General features: G+C 52.4%; 15 protein-coding genes, 1 other RNA gene and 7 pseudogenes. 14 read left to right on the forward strand and 9 right to left on the reverse strand.

The window, feature by feature from the left end:
* The first annotated feature begins 399 nt into the window (after positions 1-399).
* Both speA and ACWWJF_RS14915 read left to right on the forward strand, forming a co-directional pair.
* Positions 400-2376, forward strand: coding sequence for a biosynthetic arginine decarboxylase (gene speA, locus ACWWJF_RS14910; protein ID WP_455869878.1), 1977 nt, complete (start codon positions 400-402; stop codon positions 2374-2376).
* A gap of 59 nt (positions 2377-2435) precedes the next feature.
* Positions 2436-2624, forward strand: a pseudogene (locus tag ACWWJF_RS14915) (transposase); the annotation flags it as partial.
* 15 nt (positions 2625-2639) lie between these two features.
* On the opposite strand, the gene ACWWJF_RS14920 reads toward ACWWJF_RS14915, so the two are convergent.
* A protein-coding gene (locus ACWWJF_RS14920; protein WP_455869879.1) for an IS1 family transposase occupies positions 2640-3334 on the reverse strand; the annotation gives its coding sequence in 2 pieces (ribosomal slippage) (positions 2640-3091 and positions 3091-3334; 696 coding nt in all).
* Positions 3335-3454: 120 nt separating this feature from the next.
* Positions 3455-4207 carry a metalloprotease LoiP gene (loiP, locus tag ACWWJF_RS14925; RefSeq protein WP_455871105.1) on the reverse strand — a complete coding sequence of 251 codons (753 nt, stop codon included), beginning with the start codon at positions 4205-4207 and terminating at the stop codon, positions 3455-3457.
* A gap of 370 nt (positions 4208-4577) precedes the next feature.
* On the opposite strand from loiP, the gene tkt reads away from it, so the two are divergent.
* On the forward strand, positions 4578-6572 hold the full coding sequence (gene tkt / locus ACWWJF_RS14930; protein ID WP_455869880.1) for a transketolase: 1995 nt from the start codon (positions 4578-4580) through the stop codon (positions 6570-6572).
* A 205-nt stretch (positions 6573-6777) separates the two neighbouring features.
* On the opposite strand, the gene ACWWJF_RS14935 is transcribed toward tkt, so the two are convergent.
* Complete coding sequence (locus tag ACWWJF_RS14935) at positions 6778-7665, reverse strand: IclR family transcriptional regulator (RefSeq protein ID WP_455869881.1); 888 nt, start codon at positions 7663-7665, stop codon at positions 6778-6780.
* Between the two features lie 216 nt (positions 7666-7881).
* Between ACWWJF_RS14935 and ACWWJF_RS14940 the strand changes: the two genes are divergently transcribed.
* The 5 genes and pseudogenes from ACWWJF_RS14940 to ACWWJF_RS14960 all read left to right on the forward strand — a co-directional run.
* Entirely contained in the window at positions 7882-9198 is a 1317-nt protein-coding gene (locus ACWWJF_RS14940) for a Gfo/Idh/MocA family protein (RefSeq protein WP_455869882.1), read from the forward strand.
* 27 nt (positions 9199-9225) lie between these two features.
* Positions 9226-9919, forward strand: a protein-coding gene (locus ACWWJF_RS14945; RefSeq protein WP_455869883.1) for an IS1 family transposase whose coding sequence is annotated in 2 segments (ribosomal slippage) — positions 9226-9476 and positions 9475-9919 — 696 coding nt in all. Because the reading frame shifts where the segments join, the coding sequence is not laid out codon by codon here.
* Positions 9919-10575, forward strand: a pseudogene (locus ACWWJF_RS14950) (carbohydrate ABC transporter permease); the annotation flags it as partial. The gene ACWWJF_RS14945 and the pseudogene ACWWJF_RS14950, both read left to right, overlap by 1 nt.
* Positions 10576-10749: 174 nt before the next feature.
* Positions 10750-10929: pseudogene (locus ACWWJF_RS14955) on the forward strand (carbohydrate ABC transporter permease); the annotation flags it as partial.
* Positions 10922-11755 (forward strand): annotated as a pseudogene (locus ACWWJF_RS14960) (carbohydrate ABC transporter permease); the annotation flags it as partial. The pseudogenes ACWWJF_RS14955 and ACWWJF_RS14960, both read left to right, overlap by 8 nt.
* Here ACWWJF_RS14960 and ACWWJF_RS14965 read toward each other — a convergent pair.
* Both ACWWJF_RS14965 and ffs read right to left on the reverse strand, forming a co-directional pair.
* A protein-coding gene (locus ACWWJF_RS14965; RefSeq protein ID WP_455871106.1) for an IS3 family transposase occupies positions 11755-12962 on the reverse strand; the annotation gives its coding sequence in 2 pieces (ribosomal slippage) (positions 11755-12641 and positions 12641-12962; 1209 coding nt in all). The pseudogene ACWWJF_RS14960 and the gene ACWWJF_RS14965 sit on opposite strands and share 1 nt — an antisense overlap.
* A gap of 383 nt (positions 12963-13345) precedes the next feature.
* Positions 13346-13442: signal recognition particle sRNA small type (ffs, locus tag ACWWJF_RS14970), an RNA gene on the reverse strand.
* 198 nt (positions 13443-13640) lie between these two features.
* Between ffs and ACWWJF_RS14975 the strand changes: the two genes are divergently transcribed.
* A complete protein-coding gene (locus tag ACWWJF_RS14975) occupies positions 13641-13910 on the forward strand; it encodes an MGMT family protein (RefSeq protein ID WP_455869884.1) in 270 nt (89 codons plus the stop codon).
* Positions 13911-13971: 61 nt separating this feature from the next.
* Here ACWWJF_RS14975 and ACWWJF_RS14980 read toward each other — a convergent pair whose 3' ends face one another.
* Positions 13972-14475 carry a YbaY family lipoprotein gene (locus ACWWJF_RS14980; RefSeq protein WP_455869885.1) on the reverse strand — a complete coding sequence of 168 codons (504 nt, stop codon included), beginning with the start codon at positions 14473-14475 and terminating at the stop codon, positions 13972-13974.
* A gap of 428 nt (positions 14476-14903) precedes the next feature.
* Between ACWWJF_RS14980 and ACWWJF_RS14985 the strand changes: the two are divergent.
* The 3 genes and pseudogenes from ACWWJF_RS14985 to ACWWJF_RS14995 all read left to right on the forward strand — a co-directional run.
* Positions 14904-15341: pseudogene (locus tag ACWWJF_RS14985) on the forward strand (acyl-CoA thioesterase domain-containing protein); the annotation flags it as partial.
* Between the two features lie 92 nt (positions 15342-15433).
* Positions 15434-16641, forward strand: a protein-coding gene (locus ACWWJF_RS14990) for an IS3 family transposase (protein ID WP_455871106.1) whose coding sequence is annotated in 2 segments (ribosomal slippage) — positions 15434-15755 and positions 15755-16641 — 1209 coding nt in all. Because the reading frame shifts where the segments join, the coding sequence is not laid out codon by codon here.
* Positions 16642-16678: 37 nt separating this feature from the next.
* Positions 16679-16840, forward strand: a pseudogene (locus tag ACWWJF_RS14995) (acyl-CoA thioesterase II); the annotation flags it as partial.
* Between the two features lie 228 nt (positions 16841-17068).
* Here ACWWJF_RS14995 and amtB read toward each other — a convergent pair.
* From amtB to ACWWJF_RS15010, 3 genes are all read right to left on the reverse strand, one after another.
* The gene (gene amtB, locus ACWWJF_RS15000; protein ID WP_455871107.1) at positions 17069-18361 is read right to left on the reverse strand and encodes an ammonium transporter AmtB; all 1293 of its coding nucleotides are present in this window, start codon (positions 18359-18361) and stop codon (positions 17069-17071) included.
* 32 nt (positions 18362-18393) lie between these two features.
* Positions 18394-18732 carry a P-II family nitrogen regulator gene (gene glnK, locus ACWWJF_RS15005; RefSeq protein WP_455871108.1) on the reverse strand — a complete coding sequence of 113 codons (339 nt, stop codon included), beginning with the start codon at positions 18730-18732 and terminating at the stop codon, positions 18394-18396.
* A 223-nt stretch (positions 18733-18955) separates the two neighbouring features.
* Positions 18956-20124, reverse strand: a protein-coding gene (locus tag ACWWJF_RS15010; protein ID WP_455868400.1) for an IS3 family transposase whose coding sequence is annotated in 2 segments (ribosomal slippage) — positions 18956-19869 and positions 19869-20124 — 1170 coding nt in all. Because the reading frame shifts where the segments join, the coding sequence is not laid out codon by codon here.
* 60 nt (positions 20125-20184) lie between these two features.
* On the opposite strand from ACWWJF_RS15010, the gene ACWWJF_RS15015 reads away from it, so the two are divergent.
* Both ACWWJF_RS15015 and ACWWJF_RS15020 read left to right on the forward strand, forming a co-directional pair.
* Positions 20185-21159, forward strand: coding sequence for an IS110 family RNA-guided transposase (locus ACWWJF_RS15015; RefSeq protein WP_455869886.1), 975 nt, complete (start codon positions 20185-20187; stop codon positions 21157-21159).
* Positions 21160-21416: 257 nt separating this feature from the next.
* A pseudogene (locus ACWWJF_RS15020) lies at positions 21417-22080 on the forward strand (IS5 family transposase); the annotation flags it as partial.
* Positions 22081-22220: the final 140 nt, after the last annotated feature.

A 22220-nucleotide genomic window follows, 5' to 3' on the forward strand; every position in this document is an offset into this window, starting at 1 on the left:
TATCGGCGTCAAATACTCAGCCTTTCTTTTTTTCTTCTAACTCTGCTGTTTCCCGAAGTCGCGTGTCCATGAGCTTAACGCAGGACTCCCGGGCAGGCTGATACGCCTATGTTCAGGGTTTTTGCCGCGTTTGCGTGCGTTGTCTTTCTCGTTTTTTAGGTGTGTAACCCAACGCGTGTGCTGCTGCCTTTGTTGCGCAGGCACGGATTGTTACGTTTTCTCTCGCGGGTGCGACGGAGTCTGCTAGCGTGTTTTACTACACTAATAAAGGTCACATAACGGCGGCATACTGCATGCAGCCAGTTTTTTCACTGCTGTCGCCATCAACGTGGATGGACGTGACACAGCGTTTTGGGACAGGTCGTAATGTGATGAGTGGAATGAGTAAAGAGGTTCGTTATGTCTGACGATATGATTGAAAATGGCTCGTCAGCGACGGGTAAACGTGAATATTTGCGCTCTATGCAAGAGGTGGCCATGAATGACCGCAATGCCAGCGAGATGCTACGGACGTACAACATTGCCTGGTGGGGCAACAACTATTACGACGTGAACGAGTTGGGGCATATCAGCGTTTGCCCGGATCCAGACGTGCCGGAAGCCCGCGTCGATTTGGCGCGGCTGGTGAAAGAGATGCAGCAGGACAATCAGTGTTTGCCTGCGCTGTTCTGTTTTCCGCAAATCCTGCAACACCGCTTGCGTTCGATTAACGCCGCGTTTCGTCGTGCACGTGAGTCCTTCGGCTATGAAGGTGGCTATTTCCTGGTGTATCCCATCAAGGTCAACCAGCATCGGCGTGTGATTGAATCGCTGGTGAATTCAGGTGAACCGCTGGGACTGGAGGCAGGTTCAAAAGCTGAATTGATGGCAGTGTTGGGACACGCGGGTATGACGCGCACCGTGATCGTGTGTAACGGTTACAAAGATCGCGAATACATCCGTCTGGCATTGATCGGCGAGAAATTGGGACATAAGGTCTATCTGGTCATCGAGAAGATGTCCGAGATTAAACTGGTGCTGGAAGAGGCTGAGCAACTCAATGTGGTGCCGCGCCTTGGCGTGCGTGCGCGTCTGGCCTCGCAGGGCTCAGGCAAGTGGCAATCCAGCGGCGGTGAGAAATCCAAATTTGGTCTGGCTGCGGTGCAGGTTCTGCAACTGGTCGAAATGCTGCGCGAAGCGGGGCGCTTGGACAGTCTGCAACTGTTGCACTTCCATCTCGGTTCTCAGTTGGCCAATATTCGTGATATCGCCACGGGCGTGCGCGAATCCGCACGTTTCTATGTGGAACTGCACAAGCTAGGCGTCAACATTCAGTGTTTCGACGTCGGCGGTGGGCTGGGCGTGGATTATGAGGGCACCCGTTCTCAATCCGACTGCTCGGTAAACTATGGCTTGAACGAATACGCCAATAACGTGATTTGGGGCATTGGCGATGCCTGTAATGAGCACGGTCTGCCGCACCCTATGGTGATCACTGAATCTGGGCGTGCGGTTACTGCACACCACACGGTGCTGGTGTCCAATATCATTGGGGTGGAGCGTAACGAGTTTAGCGAGCCGACGCCGCCGGAAGAGGACGATCCTCGTGCGTTGGAAAGCCTGTGGTCAACCTGGCAGGAGATCAAAATGCCGGGAACGCGGCGTTCTTTGCGTGAATGGTTGCACGACAGCCAGATGGATTTGCATGATGTGCATACCCAATATACGCACGGGATGTTAAATCTGACGCAGCGTGCAAAAGCGGAGCAGCTCTATCTCAGCATCTGCCAGCAGATCCAGCAACAGCTTGATCCCTGCAACCGCGCACACCGTCCGATTATTGACGAATTGCAGGAGCGCATGGCGGATAAATTGTATGTGAATTTTTCGCTGTTCCAGTCGATGCCGGATGCGTGGGGGATCGATCAACTGTTCCCAGTGCTGCCGTTAGAAGGCCTGGACAAACTGCCTGAGCGCCGTGCTGTACTGCTGGATATTACCTGTGACTCGGACGGGACGATCGACCATTACATCGATGGTGACGGTATCGCGACCACTATGCCGATGCCACCGTATGATCCGGAAAATCCACCGCTGCTGGGCTTCTTTATGATTGGTGCCTATCAGGAAATCCTGGGCAACATGCATAATCTGTTTGGCGATACGGCGACCGTAGATGTTTACGTGTTCCAGGACGGCTCTATTGAACTGGAAGAGTCTGATGAAGGCAACACGGTGGCAGACATGCTGGAATACGTCCAGTTGGATCCCGAGGTACTGATGGCCCGTTTTCGCGATCAGGTGAAGGAGACCAACCTGCCTGCTGACATTCAGTCGCAGTTCCTGGATGAGTTCGAAAGTGGCCTGTATGGCTATACTTACCTGGAAGATGCCTAGGCAGTGTCCCTTAATCCCATGAGTTATACTAACTGTTTGTTTCTACATCATTTTGAACTATGGCTCGCTACGACCTTCCCGATGAAGCATGGGCTATCATCCAGCCCTTACTCCCTGCTGAACCAGCAACACCACAGGCCGGACGCCCATGGGCTGAGCATCGCATGATTATCAATGGCATGTTCTGGGTGCTGTGCTCTGGTGCCCCATGGCGTGATTTACCTGAGCGATACGGTCCATGGAAAACCGGGTAATGACTCCAATTAGTAGAACATGTGTTTTTCGATGAAGGCTCCGATGACTTTTTCGTGGATCTCGACGGAGCGCGAGAAGCAAATCGTTTTACGCGCCAGTCGTTTAATGCGGGTACGGAGCATCAGGTTATTGCGCTCTATGCATTGCGTGAAGATCTTGCCAGTCAGATGTTTCTGCTTCGGAACCTCTCTTGCATAGCTGCCCCAGTTGTCACTGGTAATCATGCCGATGTTGAACGGTGTCAACAGAGCCAGCAATTCACGGCAGGTCTCATCGGTTCGGGGGCCAAAAGTGTAGGCCAGAACACCGCCCGTTTTGGTATTGTAAGCGTACCAGAGCCAGTGCTGTAGCGCCTTACTGCCAACGAAGCTCCATTGCTCATCAAGTTCACAGATAAGGGCGACGTCGGCGTGAGCAACGGGAGAAGACGTTATCCTGCGGGGCGAGAGCTTTTTAAAGCCCGGATGACCGTATTGATGCCGATTTTCAACGTTCTGGCGGTATCGCGAACACCGGCACCGTTGAAGGCCATATCAACGATCTGCTCTTTGACTCCCGGCTTTCGCGCTTCATAGCGGTAGGTAAGCTGGAATACACGGCGACAGCACTGACACCGGAAGCGTTCGCGCTTAGTTGGACTAAGGCCATGTCGATAAACTTTATCTGAATGGCAGCGAGGGCAATGAACAAAAACAGTAACCACGTGGAAACCTCAAATAGCGGCAGAATATCACAAAAGCCAACTATTTGAAGGCATTACCCAGCAGATAATTGCAGCGACGTACCGATGTGATACCTCGCTGCGGTGAGAGTATCGGTTGGGTTACTTGCCTGCGGCGATACGATCGCGAATGTGTTGTGCGCGTTCTTCGGCGGCAGGGTGTGAATCAAACATGCTGCTTTGTCGGCCCGCATCCAGTTTGGCCAATTTTTCAAAGCTGCTGGCTAAACCTTGTTGGTCGATGCCGCGCCGTTTTAGCAAGTCGAAAGAGTAGTCGTCGGCCTGACGTTCTTGCGTTTGAGAAAACTGCGCATTAACCAATTGTTCTCCCATATCAGCCAACTGGGATTGTGATAACGAGGTCGCCACGCCGCCTGCCGAGGCGACAGCAGTGCGGGTCGCGCTGGTGGCATAGGCTACCTGCATCGCCTTACGGCTGTGGCCCAAAGCCACGTGCCCCATTTCATGCCCAAGCACGCCTTCGACTTCATTGTCCGTCATGATATCCATTAGCCCGCTGTAGACGCGAATACAGCCATTGGCCATTGCCCAGGCGTTCACGTCTTTAGTCTGGTACACCTTATAGTTGGCGGGCGTGCCATTGATATCGTGCCCAAGGGCATCTGCGATGTTGTTCAGTCGTTTTGTATAGCTGCTGTCGGCAGGAGCGATGTTGGCCTCTTTATCCATTTGTGCACAAGACTGTTCGCTGAGCGTTTTGACTTGCGCGTCACTCAGTGTTGCTGCCTGAAACGCCTGCACTCCAGATTGCATCAGCGTATTGTTATCCAGGTTTTGGCAGCCGCTCAGCAGGCTGGTGATAGTCAGAGCTAACAGCGGTGTTCTGATCCTCATACCTTTTTTTTCCTCACTGGTTTTCAGACACATGCAGGTTCTGCTTACGAAAAGGCAGAAAAGATGTACTTTTTTATCGACCACTATGATGAAACTCGGTTTCAAAATAGAGGAAAGCGAATGGTCTTAATATCGGAAAACGGCGAATTCACTCGCACTTTCAGTAGGCTTTGTTGCATGTATGATAGTTAAAATCCTGTTTGGCGCAAAATAGCCATGAAATCCTCTTATTTCGCCAATGGTTCCATGTGCAATCGCCCGCATTTTCATGTACATTTATAGCCATCTCTCTTTGGTCTTCCTGGCTAACGTATTGATTGTTAAACGTATGTTTGGCAAGATATCTGTTCAATCCGATCTGGAGTAAAGCATGTCCTCTCGTAAAGAACTTGCCAACGCCATCCGCGCACTCAGCATGGATGGCGTGCAAAAAGCCAAATCCGGTCACCCGGGCGCACCCATGGGTATGGCAGATATCGCCGAAGTCCTGTGGCGCGATTACCTTAATCACAACCCGGCTAACCCCCACTGGGCCAACCGCGACCGTTTCGTCCTCTCCAACGGTCACGCTTCCATGCTCATCTACAGCCTGCTGCACCTCACCGGCTACAACCTGCCGATTGAAGAGCTCAAGAACTTCCGACAACTGCATTCCAAAACCCCGGGGCACCCGGAGTACGGCTACCCCGACGGCGTGGAAACCACCACCGGCCCGCTCGGGCAGGGCATTGCCAACGCGGTCGGCATGGCGCTGGCAGAACGCACGCTGGCGGCGCAGTTCAACCGTCCGGGTCACGATATCGTTGACCACTTCACCTACGTCTTCATGGGTGATGGCTGCATGATGGAAGGCATCTCCCACGAGGTGTGTTCGCTGGCCGGTACCCTGAAGCTGGGCAAGCTGGTGGCATTCTATGATGACAACGGCATATCCATTGACGGTCACGTGGAAGGCTGGTTTACCGATGACACCGCAGCTCGTTTTGAAGCCTACGGCTGGCACGTGGTGCGTGGGGTCGACGGCCATGACGCCGATGCCATCACCCGCGCTATCGAACAGGCGCGCGCGGTGACGGACAAACCGTCCCTGCTGATGTGCAAAACCGTGATTGGTTTCGGCTCACCGAACAAGGCCGGTACTCACGATTCCCACGGTGCGCCGCTGGGTGACGCCGAAGTGGCCGCTTCACGTGAACAGCTGGGCTGGAAATACCCGCCGTTTGAAATCCCCGCTGAAATCTATGCCGCCTGGGATGCCAAAGCCGCTGGCGCGCAGAAAGAGAGCGTCTGGAGCGAGACGTTTGCCGCCTATGCCAGAGCCTATCCGGAACTGGCTGCCGAATTCAAACGCCGTACCGTCGGTGACCTGCCGGCCAACTGGCAGGCTGATGCCCAGAAATTCATTGAAGACCTGCAAGCCAACCCGGCAAAAATTGCCAGCCGCAAAGCCTCGCAGAACGCGCTGGAAGCCTACGGCAAACTGCTGCCGGAATTCCTCGGCGGCTCTGCCGACCTGGCACCGAGCAACCTGACCATCTGGTCCGGCTCGGTTTCACTGGATAAAGACCCGGCGGGCAACTACATCCACTACGGGGTGCGCGAGTTCGGCATGACCGCCATCGCCAACGGTCTGGCGCTGTACGGCGGCTTCCTGCCGTATACCGCAACCTTCCTGATGTTTGTGGAATATGCCCGTAACGCGGTGCGAATGGCCGCACTGATGAAAATCCGCAGTATCTACGTCTATACCCATGACTCCATCGGTCTGGGTGAAGACGGCCCGACGCACCAGCCGGTAGAACAGCTGGCCAGCCTGCGCGTGACGCCAAACATGAGCACCTGGCGTCCGGCGGATCAGGTAGAAACCGCGGTGGCGTGGAAATACGCCATCGAGCGCAAGGATGGCCCGACAGCGCTGATCCTGTCGCGTCAAAACCTGGCGCAACAGGCACGCACCGTGCAGCAACTGGCGGACGTGGCGAAAGGCGCTTACGTGCTGAAAGACAGCGACGGTCAGCCAGACCTGCTCCTGATTGCTACCGGTTCAGAAGTAGAGCTGGCGGTTGCCGCCAGCGACGTGCTGAGCGCGCAGGGCCACAAGGTACGCGTGGTCTCCATGCCGTCCACCGATGCGTTCGACAAGCAGGATGCTGCCTATCGCGAAGCGGTGCTGCCGAAAGCGGTGAGCGCCCGCGTGGCGATCGAAGCGGGGATTGCAGACTACTGGTACAAGTATGTCGGCCTGAACGGTGCGATTGTTGGCATGACGAGCTTCGGTGAATCGGCTCCGGCAGAAAAACTGTTCGAGGTGTTTGGCTTTACGGTGGATAACGTGGTGGCAAAAGCCAGCGCGTTGCTGAAGTAAGTCTTAGACTGCTGAAGCCCCGCGTCATCCTCGGCGAAAGCCGGGGATCTCGTGAGAATGAACGCGTTTCGCCTGTCAGAGATTCCCGCTTGCGCGAGAATGACGGTGGTGCACGGGAATGACGGAGATGGTGGGAATAACCATTTTCAGCGGGCTTGTTATCACCCTAACGGCGTCTTATCGACGCCGTTTTTTTTTGCCTGTTTTACTTCCCCAGTTGTCGGGAGATATGGGCAGCAGTGCGGCACAGCGGATCGATAATCCACTGTAGCTTTGCCGGATCGATATCCAGCACCGTGCCAACCGCACTGATGGCGGCAATGACCTGTCCGCTGCTGTCGGTTATCGGCGCAGCAAGGCAGCAAATATTGACGATATCTTCTTCATTATCAAACGCCCATCCCTGTTGACGTACACTGATGAGATGCTGGCGATAGGCTTCTGGCGAGGTGAGCGTGCTGGCAGTTTTCGTTTGCCAACTGATATGGCTAAGCTTTTTTTCTAAAGCCTGTTCCGGTAACCAGGCAAGCAACACCTTGCCCAGTGAGGAGCTGTGTAGTGAAAGGCGCTTTCCAACCCAGGTGTTGACCTGAATGCTGCTGTTGCCTTCAACCTTCAAAAGATAAACCGCTTCGCTCCCTTCCATCACGCCCAGATGGCACGTCAATTGAAGCTCCTGTGCTAACGCTTTCAACGCGGGCAGGGCAAATTCTTCAATGCGTCGTTGATTTGCTGCGATGGTACCCAGTTCAAACAGCTTCAGCCCCAGAATATATCCCCCCTGCACTGGTTGCTGCTGTAATGCACCCAGTTGGCACAGCGTGGTTACCAGATGGTGGCAACTGCTGCAGGGAAGTCCCAGCCGGTCTTTTATCGCTGTCAGGTTAAGCCCCGGTTCCTTGGCAATCAGATTGAGTATCGCAAACCCTTTGGTTAACGCCGGTGCGGTGGATTTTGTCGCGAGAGAAAGGGCATCGCTAGCGTCAACAGGTGCATTTGCTTCTGGGTTGTCAGTTGCATTTTTCTCAATGATTTGAGACGTCACGCAGGTTTCTGGCTTTTTTTTCATCTTGTGCACCTTATTGTTGAACACTATACTGACTTCAAATTCTATATATAAAAAATTATTTCCATATGTGGAAAATATAGCGAGCGGATAGGATGCTGTCAACACATTAGATAGCGCTTGTTACACGCTGTCAGCCATTCGTTACAGAAAGTGATATCGGGATACCGTTTTTTTTAGATCCAAGGTGATGCTCAGCCAGGGTTCACACCAGTGAAAGCAGTTAATAACTAAGGAGTCGTTATGAAAAAGTATGCCTTAGTGGGGACGGGGGGCCGCTCCGGTCTGTTCGTGACCGCAATAGCGCGTGATTACCGCCAGGAAGGTCGTCTGGTCGCCTTTTGCGACAGCAACCAAACGCGAATGGATTATGCCAACGCCATGATTGGCGAGTTTGAGCATCAGTCCGCGCCAACGTACAAGGCGGATGAATTCGATAAAATGATCGCGGAAACGCGTCCTGATTTTGTCATCGTCACTTCCATTGACCGCACGCACCATCACTATATTGTGCGCGCCATGGAATTGAGCTGTGATGTTATCAGTGAAAAACCCATGACCATTGATGAAGAGAAGTGTCAGGAAATTATGGATGCCGTCGCGCGTACCGGGCGTAGCCTGCGCGTTACCTTTAACTACCGTTATGCACCACACCACAGCAAGATTCGTGAGCTGATTGCCGCCAATATTATCGGTGAAGTTTATTCCGTGCATTTTGAATGGCTGCTGAATACCGAACACGGCGCAGATTATTTCCGCCGTTGGCACCGCGACAAACGTAACAGCGGCGGCCTGTTAGTCCATAAATCCACGCACTATTTCGATCTGGTCAATTTCTGGCTCAACTCTGAACCGGAAACCGTCTATGCACAGGGTGATTTGCGTTTCTACGGCAAAGCCAATGCGGAAGAACGCGGCGTGACCGAGTTTTATAACCGTTCCCATGGCAGCGAAGTGGCGAGCAACGATCCCTTTGCATTGCACATGAAAGACAGCAAGCAACTGACGTCGCTGTACCTCAACGCTGAGCATGAAGATGGTTATTACCGCGATAAGAGCGTGTTTGACGATGGCATTAATATTGAAGATACGCTTGGCGTGATTGTGCGCTACAAAAGCAAAGCCATCATGACCTACTCACTAAATGCTTATCTGCCGTGGGAAGGGCTGAACGTGGTGTTTAACGGCAGCCGTGGTCGTATCGAGATGAAGCTGGTCGAAAAATCCTACGTTAACGGCGGCGGCAAAAAATCAGACGAAGGTGCGCTGCGCGGTTGTGAAATCAAAGTGTTCCCAATGTTTGACGAGCCGTACGTGGTGCCCGTGGTACAAGGCGTTGGCGGACAAGCCGGCGGCGATGATGTGATGCTGCGCGATCTGTTTGGTATATCGGAACCCGATCCGTTGAACCGTGCTGCGGATTATCAGGATGGCGCGCTTTCCATTCTGACCGGTATTGCGGCCAACCGCTCTTTGCGTACTGAATTACCGGTGCGGATTAACGATCTGGCGGTAAAACTGCCACCGCGGGTAATGCCTTCAAATAGTTGTCTTTTGTGATATTCTGCCGCTATTTGAGGTTTCCACGTGGTTACTGTTTTTGTTCATTGCCCTCGCTGCCATTCAGATAAAGTTTATCGACATGGCCTTAGTCCAACTAAGCGCGAACGCTTCCGGTGTCAGTGCTGTCGCCGTGTATTCCAGCTTACCTACCGCTATGAAGCGCGAAAGCCGGGAGTCAAAGAGCAGATCGTTGATATGGCCTTCAACGGTGCCGGTGTTCGCGATACCGCCAGAACGTTGAAAATCGGCATCAATACGGTCATCCGGGCTTTAAAAGCTCTCGCCCCGCAGGATAACGTCTTCTCCCGTTGCTCACGCCGACGTCGCCCTTATCTGTGAACTTGATGAGCAATGGAGCTTCGTTGGCAGTCAGGCGCTACAGCACTGGCTCTGGTACGCTTACAATACCAAAACGGGCGGTGTTCTGGCCTACACTTTTGGCCCCCGAACCGATGAGACCTGCCGTGAATTGCTGGCTCTGTTGACACCGTTCAACATCGGCATGATTACCAGTGACAACTGGGGCAGCTATGCAAGAGAGGTTCCGAAGCAGAAACATCTGACTGGCAAGATCTTCACGCAACGCATAGAGCGCAATAACCTGACGCTCCGTAACCGCATTAAACGACTGGCGCGTAAAACGATTTGCTTCTCGCGCTCCGTCGAGATCCACGAAAAAGTCATCGGAGCCTTCATCGAAAAACACATCTTCTACTAATTGGAGTCATTACCCCCTTTGTCTCATCGTTTGTACTGAGTTTTACTGAATATGATTTAATGAATACGCCGGTATTTAACGGGGTGGAAAATTACCGTTATATGCTGACGGAAGACGCGTTATTCTGGAAATCCATGGGCGTCACCTTTGCCTATGTTTTTCTGACCATTCCGTTGAAACTGGCGTTTGCATTAGGCATTGCGTTCGTTCTTAACTTCAAACTGCGCGGCATCGGTTTTTTCCGTACCGCCTATTATATTCCGTCGATTCTCGGCAGCAGCGTGGCGATTGCCGTGCTATGGCGCGCCCTGTTTGCCATTGATGGACTGTTGAACAGCTTCCTTGGCATTCTCGGCATTGAAGCGGTGAACTGGTTGGGCGAACCGTCGCTGGCGCTGATGTCGGTGACTTTATTACGTGTCTGGCAGTTTGGCTCCGCGATGGTGATTTTCCTGGCCGCATTGCAAAACGTGCCGCAATCGCAGTACGAGGCGGCGATGATTGACGGTGCCACCAAATGGCAGATGTTCATCAAAGTGACCGTGCCGCTCATTACACCGGTGATCTTCTTTAACTTTATTATGCAGACCACCCAGGCGTTTCAGGAGTTTACCGCGCCCTATGTGATAACCGGCGGTGGACCAACCCACTATACCTCATATCGTTATACACATCTTTCTAACGCACTGTTTAATCAATGAGTTACGGGTTTATCTCAGAGTGGCATTTTGAACCTCAAAAAGCCAATGGGATGGCTTGAATGCCTTAATTCACGGGGTTCTGAGCATCCTGTTCAAAAAATGGCCAAAAGATGTGTATAACGATATGACTATACCTACCTGTTCTCGCTTTATATCTATGATACGGCGTTTAAATATTTTGATCTGGGCTATGGTGCGGCATTGGCGTGGGTACTGTTCCTGGTAGTCGCTATCTTTGCGTCGGTGGCGTTTAAATCATCGAAATACTGGGTGTTCTACTCTGCTGATAAAGGGAGCAAAAATGGCTGATTTACCTCAGGGCCACGCGGGCGTGTCGTCCGCTGAAGCGATTGCCGCGGCAGAAGTGCGTCGGACGTTACGCCGTGAAAAATTCAATGCCAGCATCCGCTACACCATTCTGCTGATTGTCGGTCTGCTGATGCTCTATCCGCTGGTATGGATGTTCTCGGCCTCCTTTAAGCCGAACCATGAGATCTTCACTAAACAGGGGCTGTGGCCGGAGAATCCCACCAGTGACGGTTTTGTGCGGGGATGGAAAACGGGCACTGAATATAATTTTGGTCATTACATGCTGAATACCTTCAAGTATGTGATCACGAAAGTGATACTGACCATTATTTCCTCCACCATCGTGGCCTATGGTTTTGCCCGTTTTGAAATTCCGTGGAAGAATTTTTGGTTTGCTACGCTGATCACCACCATGTTCCTGCCCAGCACCGTGTTGTTGATTCCGCAATACATCATGTTCCGTGAAATGGGCATGCTGAACAGCTATATGCCGCTCTATATTCCGCTGGCTTTTGCCACGCAGGGGTTCTTTGTCTTCATGCTGATCCAGTTCCTGCGCGGTGTGCCGCGTGATATGGAAGAAGCTGCCCAAATCGATGGCTGCAACTCCTTTCAGGTGCTGTGGTATGTGGTAGTCCCGATCCTCAAACCGGCCATTATTTCTGTGGCGTTGTTCCAGTTCATGTGGTCCATGAACGACTTTATCGGCCCGCTGATCTACGTCTATAGCGTGGATAAGTACCCGATTGCACTGGCGCTGAAAATGTCCATCGACGTGACGGAAGGTGTGATCTTGACCCACCATCTCCGGACAGCTTTTGTATCTTAAGTTAACGATGCCCGCTGGCGCCGATATTCTCTTGGGGAGTTGTATCCCAGCGCACTGTGCGGATGGTTTTCATTGTAATGATTGAACGCCGCTGCAAGATTCTTCAGCGCTGTTCGCACATCGGGTTTTGGCATGAAGGCGATGTAATCTTCCTTCATCGTCTTCACGAACCGTTCTGCCATGCCGTTACTCTGTGGACTGCTCACTGCTGTTGTGCAGGGCTCCAGATTCCGTTCTCTGGCGAACTTCCGCGTTTCATGCGCTGTGTACGCTGAACCATTATCCGTCAGCCATTGCACTGGTTTATCCGGCAGCGCGCTACCGAAGCGTTTTTCCACCGACCTCAGCATCACATCCTGCACGGTTGAACTGTCATAACCCCTGGTGCTCGCTGCCCAGTCTATGGCCTCCCGGTCGCAGCAGTCCAGTGCGAACGTCACCCGCAGCTTCTCGCCGTTGTCACAACCGAACTCGAAGCCATCTGAGCACCAGCGCATATCGCTCTCTGCTACCGCGATTTTGCCTTTATGCTCCCGCTTCGGACGTTCAGTTTTATCATGCAACAACAGCAGGTTATGCTCGCTCATTATCCTGTAAAGCCGTTTGGCGTTCACCGGTGGAAGTCCCTCTGCACGACGTTGCTTACGCAGGATACCCCACACTCGGCGGTAACCGTAACTGGGCATGTCGCTGATGATACGGAGGATGTCCGATAATATCTCAGCATCAGCTTCGTCATTACGCCGGTTGCTGCGCCTGTCCAGCCAGTCGGCAGAACGGTTAACCCGCAGTGACAGCTGCGCACGCGACACGCTCATGGCGCGGCTGACCAGAGCTATTCCCCGTCCTTTGGCAACAAGGGCGCGTGCGCTATCCATTTTCGCGACTGGCGGTACTCCACTGCTTCTTTGAGGATCTCAACTTCCATCGTCTTCTTACCCAGAAGGCGCTGTAGCTCCCGGACCTGCTTGAGGGCAGTCGCCAGCGCCGAAGCTGGAACCACTTCTTCTCCGGCCGCAACGGCGGTGAGGCTTCCTTCCTGGTATTGCTTCTTCCACTTAAACAAAAGGCTGGGCTGGATGCCATGCAGGCGGGCTACATGGGAGACGTTCATCCCCGGCTCCATTGTCTGCTGAATGATGGCGATTTTCTCTTGCGGAGTTTTACGCTTACGGACTTCTTGCCCTAACAGGATCCCGGTCATTTCAAAATTAGCATGATTGTTAGACATATATCTAAGCCTATCTCTTATCTGGGATACAGCTACTGTCTGGTGTTACAGGGGGCTACATCAGATCTAAGCCTATCTCTTATCTGGAGATACAGCTACTGTCTGGTGTTACAGGGGGCTACATCATCCTTCTACTTATCCCAAAGCAACAATATCTTGTCGCACTTACCACCATCATGTTTTTGAGATAAAGACCAACAAAGCACGCTTATCTACGAACGCTTTAATACCAATAGAGCACCCCATCAGCGATGGAATGTCATCAATAAACGAATTCAATACGCAGAACAGAATGAAGAGAATAAGAATAAAAAAGCGCGGAAAATAAAAAAGGCAGTGAATATAAAGGGTGGAGGCCCTGCCAGCTACATCCCGGCACACACGTCTCCTGCTGCGGCTGCTTCCTTCCGGACCTGACCGAGTCCACAGGGTAATGTTGCGGGAGAACCGACAGGGCCTCCATTGATTCGTTGACTCTGCGTGGTACAGAGCGTGGGCATTATCGGGTATGCGCACCTCAATTGCAAGTTGACCGCAGCCGACCGTTGTTTTCTTATTCGATTTCAGTTTCTCGACCGGCGAAACACACGTTTGCAACCCCTTGCACCTGTGCCACTATGTTGATTAGTCGTAATATTCACAGGAGTAGCGATGGAGCAGGATAACTTTCGCCAGCGCGTTTTTCATATCGTAGCAGCCATCCCCTGGGGCAAGGTTACCACCTACGGGGAGGTGGCCCGCCTGGCGGGTTCCGCACGCGCTGCCCGCCAGGTCGGCGGCGTATTAAAAAAGCTGCCCGAAGGCAGCTCGCTTCCCTGGCATCGGGTAATAAATCGTCATGGTGAAATTTCGCTGACTGGCCCAGATTACATTCGCCAACGCGAAGCGCTCAGGGCCGAAGGGATAACCTTTACGCGTTAGTGTAAGATCGATCTCACTCGCTATGGCTGGCAGGGCGAAACGCCCTGAGAGCCATGAGGTGTTATCCCTCAGTGTTTAACGGTGTATGGGCGCTGGGGGTCAATAAGCCGCCCTGCGAGTGCGTTGGCAGAGCCACTGACTCCACCGAAATCAACAGCAGATCCGCACGCGTCACACCGTTGGTGATCACAGCGGGAATGTCCTGCGTTGCCATCACCACGCGGTTATCAATGGTCACCGCTGCGCTAAGCAGAATACGCGCGTTCGGCTGTACGTCGGCAGGGTTATACGGCAAGGAGAATATAAACGGAGCCTGTTTCCCGTCCGTCCACGCCACTTTTTGCGCCAGCACGCGCGACGGTGCGTCCGACACGCTGGCATCAGAAACGGTAACCGTTAAGGCTGCATTGGGCGGCAGCGCGATGCGCTGATGCAGATTAATGGTACCGCTGACCGCAGGCATGGCAAGCTGGGTTTGTGCAGCGGTCGGAGAATCGGTGACCGTTGTCGCTGCTGCCGCCGCGCCAGTCAACACGACAGATAACGAGATACCACCTAAGATCATATCGTTATACACATCTTTCTAACGCACTGTTTAATCAATGAGTTACGGGTTTATCTCAGAGTGGCATTTTGAACCTCAAAAAGCCAATGGGATGGCTTGAATGCCTTAATTCACGGGGTTCTGAGCATCCTGTTCAAAAAATGGCCAAAAGATGTGTATAACGATATGACCTAAGATATGCCATAATTTCATTGGCGAGTATCCTTTCGTTATTGTCTGTAACGACGTCAGGCATTAGCTGCAATGCACAACAGAAAGGTTTTGCGCTGCATGCATACACTGACGCGATAATGAAAGTATGACCCACATTAGCCATTTGGCAGCGTTCAACATTCTGAATTTATCATTTTTCGAAAATGCCGATGCTGAAGCTTGATGACTTACCGTTATACGTTAACAACACTTATTTCCGCCAAGGGAGAGCAACCATGAGCCATGCACTACAGCATCTTCTCAAATTGCTGAAGTTGGAAAAGATTGAGGAAGGACTCTTCCGGGGACAAAGCGAAGATTTAGGGCTACGCCAGGTGTTCGGCGGGCAGGTGGTCGGTCAGGCACTTTATGCGGCCAAACAGACCGTCGAAGCGGGTCGAGGGTTGCACTCGTTCCACAGCTACTTTTTATTGCCGGGAGACAGCCGAAAACCCATTGTCTACGATGTGCAGAACCTGCGCGATGGCAACAGTTTTAGCGCGCGACGTGTCAGCGTCATCCAAAACGGTAAGCCTATCTTTTTTATGACCGCTTCTTTTCAACGCCAGGAGAGCGGCTTTGAACATCAAAACACCATGCCTGAAGTCCCTAGGCCCGAATCCTTGCCTTCAGAACAAGAGATTGCGCAGAGCATGGTACATTTACTGCCTGAACTGATGTAGCCCCCTGTAACACCAGACAGTAGCTGTATCTCCAGATAAGAGATAGGCTTAGATCTATGTCTAACAATCATGATAATTCTGAAATGACCGGGATCCTGTTAGGGCAAGAAGTCCGTAAGCGTAAAACTCCGCAAGAGAAAATCGCCATCATTCAGCAGACAATGGAGCCGGGGATGAACGTCTCCCATGTAGCCCGCCTGCATGGCATCCAGCCCAGCCTTTTGTTTAAGTGGAAGAAGCAATACCAGGAAGGAAGCCTCACCGCCGTTGCGGCCGGAGAAGAAGTGGTTCCAGCTTCGGCGCTGGCGACTGCCCTCAAGCAGGTCCGGGAGCTACAGCGCCTTCTGGGTAAGAAGACGATGGAAGTTGAGATCCTCAAAGAAGCAGTGGAGTACCGCCAGTCGCGAAAATGGATAGCGCACGCGCCCTTGTTGCCAAAGGACGGGGAATAGCTCTGGTCAGCCGCGCCATGAGCGTGTCGCGTGCGCAGCTGTCACTGCGGGTTAACCGTTCTGCCGACTGGCTGGACAGGCGCAGCAACCGGCGTAATGACGAAGCTGATGCTGAGATATTATCGGACATCCTCCGTATCATCAGCGACATGCCCAGTTACGGTTACCGCCGAGTGTGGGGTATCCTGCGTAAGCAACGTCGTGCAGAGGGACTTCCACCGGTGAACGCCAAACGGCTTTACAGGATAATGAGCGAGCATAACCTGCTGTTGTTGCATGATAAAACTGAACGTCCGAAGCGGGAGCATAAAGGCAAAATCGCGGTAGCAGAGAGCGATATGCGCTGGTGCTCAGATGGCTTCGAGTTCGGTTGTGACAACGGCGAGAAGCTGCGGGTGACGTTCGCACTGGACTGCTGCGACCGGGAGGCCATAGACTGGGCAGCGAGCACCAGGGGTTATGACAGTTCAACCGTGCAGGATGTGATGCTGAGGTCGGTGGAAAAACGCTTCGGTAGCGCGCTGCCGGATAAACCAGTGCAATGGCTGACGGATAATGGTTCAGCGTACACAGCGCATGAAACGCGGAAGTTCGCCAGAGAACGGAATCTGGAGCCCTGCACAACAGCAGTGAGCAGTCCACAGAGTAACGGCATGGCAGAACGGTTCGTGAAGACGATGAAGGAAGATTACATCGCCTTCATGCCAAAACCCGATGTGCGAACAGCGCTGAAGAATCTTGCAGCGGCGTTCAATCATTACAATGAAAACCATCCGCACAGTGCGCTGGGATACAACTCCCCAAGAGAATATCGGCGCCAGCGGGCATCGTTAACTTAAGATACAAAAGCTGTCCGGAGATGGTGGGTCAAGATCACACCGCCCTTTCCGCCTTGATGACTGGCTGCTCTACACCGTGGAAAGTACATCAGCTTCAGGTGCCCGTGGCTTTGTTCGTGGACAGTTCTACACCCGGGACGGGATTCTGGTGGCCTCAACGGTACAAGAAGGGGTCATGCGGCGGCATGATGCGTCTTAAAAAGAGATGACTTGCTCACTATCCTCAGTCCTAAGCAAAAAACGCGGGCCAAAGCCCGCGCCAGACGTGATAACAAAGTCACTTTGCCCCTCGTCATCCTCGGCGAAAGCCTGGGATCTTTATAAGAATAAACGCATTTAGCGGGTAAAAGATTCCCGCTTTCGCGGGAATGACGATGTGAGTAGGACAACGCGGGCCTTGGCCCGCGTTTTATATATCGTTTAGATATTACTGGTTGTAAGCGTTTTCGCCGTGGCTGTTAACATCCAGGCCTTCACGCTCTTGTTCTTCCGGCATACGCAGGCCAACGGCCAAGTCTGCGACTTTGAATGCGATGAAGGCAGCAACACCGGACCAGATGAACGCGACGATCACGCTGAACAGCTGTACCCAAACCTGATGCGCCATCGTAACGCCTTCCGCGTAGCCCGTGCCGCCCAGAGATGCAGAGGTGAATACCCCCGTCAGGATACAACCAACGATACCGCACACGCCGTGCACACCGAACACGTCACACGGGTCATCCACACGCAGCCATCTTTTCAGTACCGTTACGCCCCACAGGCCAGCGAAACCACCGACCAGACCAATGATCAGCGCACCACCCACACCCACGGTTCCCGCGGCTGGCGTGATAGCAACCAGACCTGCGATACAACCGGAACAAGCACCCAGCAGAGAAGGTTTACCACGCGCCATCCACTCACCGATAACCCACGCCAGAATTGCACCAGCGGTCGCAACGACGGTGTTCAGGAATGCCAGACCGGCAATTTCGTTCGCAGCAGCGGCAGAGCCTGCGTTGAAGCCGAACCAACCGATATAGAGGATAGCCGTGCCGGTAAACACCATCGGCAGGTTGTGCGGTTTGAAGGCTTCTTTACCGAAACCGGCACGTTTGCCCAGCAGATAAGCACCAGTCAACCCCGCAACAGCGGCATTGATGTGCACCACGGTACCGCCTGCGAAGTCCAGCGCGCCATCAGCCGCCAGGAAACCGCCGCCCCAGACCATGTGCGTCAACGGCAGGTAAGAGAACGTCAGCCAGATAGCGGCAAAAATCAGCACCGCAGAGAAACGGATACGTTCAGCAATTGCACCCACCACCAGCGCGACAGTAATGCACGCGAAGGAAGCCTGGAAAGCGACGTGAATTAGTTGATAAATCGTACCGGATTGTGATGTCAGCTCAATGCATTTGAGCATGAACATATCCAGGCCGCCAAAGAAGGCATTACCGGTCGCAAAAGCCATGCTGTAACCGTAGATAACCCACAGCACACACACCATTGCGAATGTTACGGTAACCTGCGTCAGCATGGAGAGCACGTTTTTAGAGCGAATCAGGCCGCCGTAGAACAGCGCAATGCCGGGCAGCGTCATGAACAGTACCAGCGCGGTACAAATCATCATAAAAGCGTTGTCCGCTTTATCGATTGCCGGTGTATCAGCGGCCATTGCCAGCGACGGAAGTAACTCTGCGGCGGCAAGGCCTAATAATGAAGAGACACGTATTTTCATTTTCATCCATCCCAATTTTTCGTCAGCGAGCATTACAGTGCGGCGTCGTCAGTTTCGCCCGTACGAATACGGATAACGCGTTGCAGTTCAGCAACAAAAATCTTACCGTCGCCAATTTTACCGGTGTAAGCCGCTTTACTAATCATATCAACGACTTCATCAACCTGATCGTCAGCGATAGCAATATCAATTTTCACTTTCGGCAAAAAATTGACGCTATATTCAGCACCGCGATACAGCTCGGCATGGCCTTTCTGGCGTCCAAATCCCTTCACTTCAGTGACTGTGAGCCCCTGGATGCCGACAGAAGATAAGGCTTCACGCACATCTTCCAGCTTAAATGGTTTTATCACCACAGTAACCAGTTTCATTATCTTCCCCTTACCAATTAAGTTCAGACTTACGCCCGCCACCATTTCGAATAACCTTCACGACTGGGATAAAGCAAAGGCTGTGCCATAAATGACAGGAACCGATAATTGCACAGGGAAATAACGTGGAACCTGCCTGGAGAAGTAAAAGGAAAGGATAAAGATGGCTTTGTTGAATAAATAGAAAGTTTGGGTAATCATCGGATCAGATCACCTGTAGTGGTCAACTAATATTGGCCACCGCATTAGACTGTATGTAGAACAGTCGCTCAGATTCGTTTGGAGTTAAGCCGCCGTTATACCAGTGAGGCCGGATAGCGCTGTAATACCCCGTGATGTAGCGGATAATCGCGTCCTGGGCTTCGCTGAAGCTGTTGTAACCCTTTGTCGGCACCCATTCTGTCTTCAGGCTGCGGAAGAACCGCTCCATTGGCGCATTATCCCAGCAGTTACCCCGCCGACTCATACTCTGCTTTATCCGGCAGCGCCACAGGGCTTGCCGGTATTGACGGCTGGTATAGTGGCTGCCCTGGTCGCTGTGGAACATGACTCCTGTTGGTTGTCCCCGGAGTTCCCAGGCCATCTGCAACGCTTTAACTGTCAGCGCCGAGTCCGGCGAGGTCGACATGGCCCAGCCCACCGGTTTGCGGGCGAACAGGTCTAGCACCACCGCAAGGTAAGCCCAGCATTTGCCCGTCCAGATGTAGGTCACATCGCCGCACCAGACCTGATCCGGCGCGGTAACCGCGAACTGGCGGTTGAGATAGTTCGGTATTTCAACGTGTTCATTGCCGCCGCGTTTGTATTTGTGAGCCGGTCGCTGGCAGCTGGCGATACCCAGCTCCTTCATCAGCTTGCCAGCCAGCCAGCGCCCCATTTTGACACCAGAGCTGCCGGTGACGATGGTCGCGATACTTCGAGCGCCGGCAGAGCCGCCGCTGGCGTTCCAGGCTTCCATGACGCGACTACACTTAACCACGCGCTCACCGTCGGGTTCATTAGCGGAAGCCTGCCAGTGCCTGTAGCTGCTGCGATGTACCTCAAAAGTTTGGCACAACGCCGTGACCGGGTATCGCGCCCTCAGCCTGTCGACTACCGTGAACCGTTGAGTGAGTCCGACATTAAGAGCGCCGTAGCCTTTTTTAGGATTTCGTTCTCCATTTCAAGGCATTGGACTTTTTTCTTCATCTCACGCAGCTCGAGCTGTTCAGGGGTAAGAGGAAGTCCCGTTGGCGTTTTTCCCTGTCGTTCAAGGCGAAGCTTATTGACCCAGCGACTAATGGCAGAATGGCTGACATTAACCGCCTCTGCGGCCTTAACGTATGTGTAGCCGTGGTCGACAACCAGCTTTGCGGCTTCGAGCTTAAATTCCGCCGTAAAATGTTTACCCATGAGGTCACCTGTCGTGTTGATGAGGTGAGCATATCACCTCCGCTCAGGTGGCCAGTATCAGTGTGCCACTACACTTTTCACATTCATTGTCAGGATAAATCAGGCAAGGCATTACTGCGGAAAAAGTTTACCCGCACCAAACTCATCGAGTTTCTGGCTACGTGTACACCTACTACCGTTGTAATGGAAGCCTGCGCCGGTGCCCATTTTATGGCTCGTCGGATCAGTGAGCTGGGGCATGAAGTAAAGTTGATCTCTCCGCAGTTTGTCCGCCCTTTTGTCAAGAGCAACAAGAACGATTTCGTTGATGCCGAAGCAATATGCGAAGCCGGATCACGCCCTTCCATGCGGTTTGTGCAGCCAAGAACTGAGGCTCAGCAGGCTATGCGAGCCTTGCATCGCGTCAGGGAGTCGTTGGTCAGAGACAACGTTAAAACGACTAACCAAATGCATGCTTTTTTACTGGAATTTGGTATCAGCATGCCGAAAGGTATTGCGGTAATCAAAAGGCTTTCAGCTGTTCTGGCTGATAATGACTTGCCACCTTATCTGGCACAGTTGCTGCTTCGATTACACGATCATTACCAATATTTGGTTGGGCAGATAGCAGAGCTCGAAAGAGAACTTGGGCAGGCACTCTCTCTAGATGAAACTGGCCAGCATTTAATGACCATCCCTGGTGTTGGACCGATAACAGCCAGCGTTTTGTCATCACAGTTAGGCGATGGCAAGCAATATGAAAACAGTCGTAATTTTGCCGCTTCCACCGGTCTTGTACCCCGCCAATACAGTACTGGAGGGAAGAATACTCTGCTGGGTATTAGCAAGCGTGGAGATAAAAACCTTCGCCGATTGCTTGTTCAATGTGCGCGGGTATTTATCCTAAGAATTGACCATCAATCAAGGAGATTAGCTGATTGGGTAAGGTCTCAGTTGGGCAGGAAACATTCTTGCGTTGTGTGCTGTGCATTAGCAAATAAATTAGCTCGAATAGCTTGGGCAATAACGACACGAAATACCGTGTTTGAACAGTAATGCTGGTCTAACAGTCAGCAATTTAACGAAGTTACCCATCTGATTTTGCGAAGACTGATTATTGATGACATGAACGGCCTGATATAAAACCAAAAAATGAAAATGGCTCAATGAAGCCGATGGCCTTTTTAGGAATATCAGGTGCGAAACTCATCGTGGCGCGGGCATCCTTGGCCATAAAGACGCCGGATAGATTTAAGCAAGCCCACCATTAATCAAAGATCAGTGTTGCAAAAATGGGGGTGACCATAGATTCATTGAGGGCTTTACAGGGTTTTGTTGGCTCGATTTTTAAACTGATTAAATTGTCGCTGCATTGTCCAGACTATTCGCTGCTCAGCAAGCGAGCAAAGACAGTGAACATCAGCATAAAAACGCCAACCCGTGGTGAAATCTCACATCTGGTCATTGATGGAACCGGCCTGAAGGTCTTTGGCGAAGGCGAATGGAAAGTCCGGCAGCATGGTACCGACAGACGCAGGGTGTGGCGTAAGCTGCATCTGGCAGTAGACAGTGCGACGCATGAGATTATCTGTGCGGATTTGTCGCTCAGTGGTACGACTGATGCCCAGGCTCTACCGGCACTGATAAACCAGACTCACCGGAAAATCAGAGAGGCATCGGCTGACGGCGCTTACGATACAGGTTACTGCCATGATGCTCTGCTGAGGAAGAAAATAAGGCCGCTTATCCCGCCGCGAAGGGGGGGCGCAATATTGGCCGGACCACTACCACGAGCGTAACCACGCTGTTGCAAATCAGCGCCTGAGCGGCAGCAAGGATACCTGGAAAAAGAAAGTGGGCTATCACCGACGTTCAGTGGCTGAAACGGCCATGTTCCGGTTCAAAACGCTTCTGGGTGGTCATCTAAGTCTGCGTGACTACGATGCTCAGGTCATATCGTTATACACATCGTTCTAACGCACTGTTTAATCAATGAGTTACGGGTTTATCTCAGAGTGGCATTTTGAACCTCAAAAAGCCAATGGGATGGCTTGAATGCCTTAATTCACGGGGTTCTGAGCATCCTGTTCAAAAAATGGCCAAAAGATGTGTATAAC

Source organism: Symbiopectobacterium sp. Eva_TO (assembly GCF_053848865.1).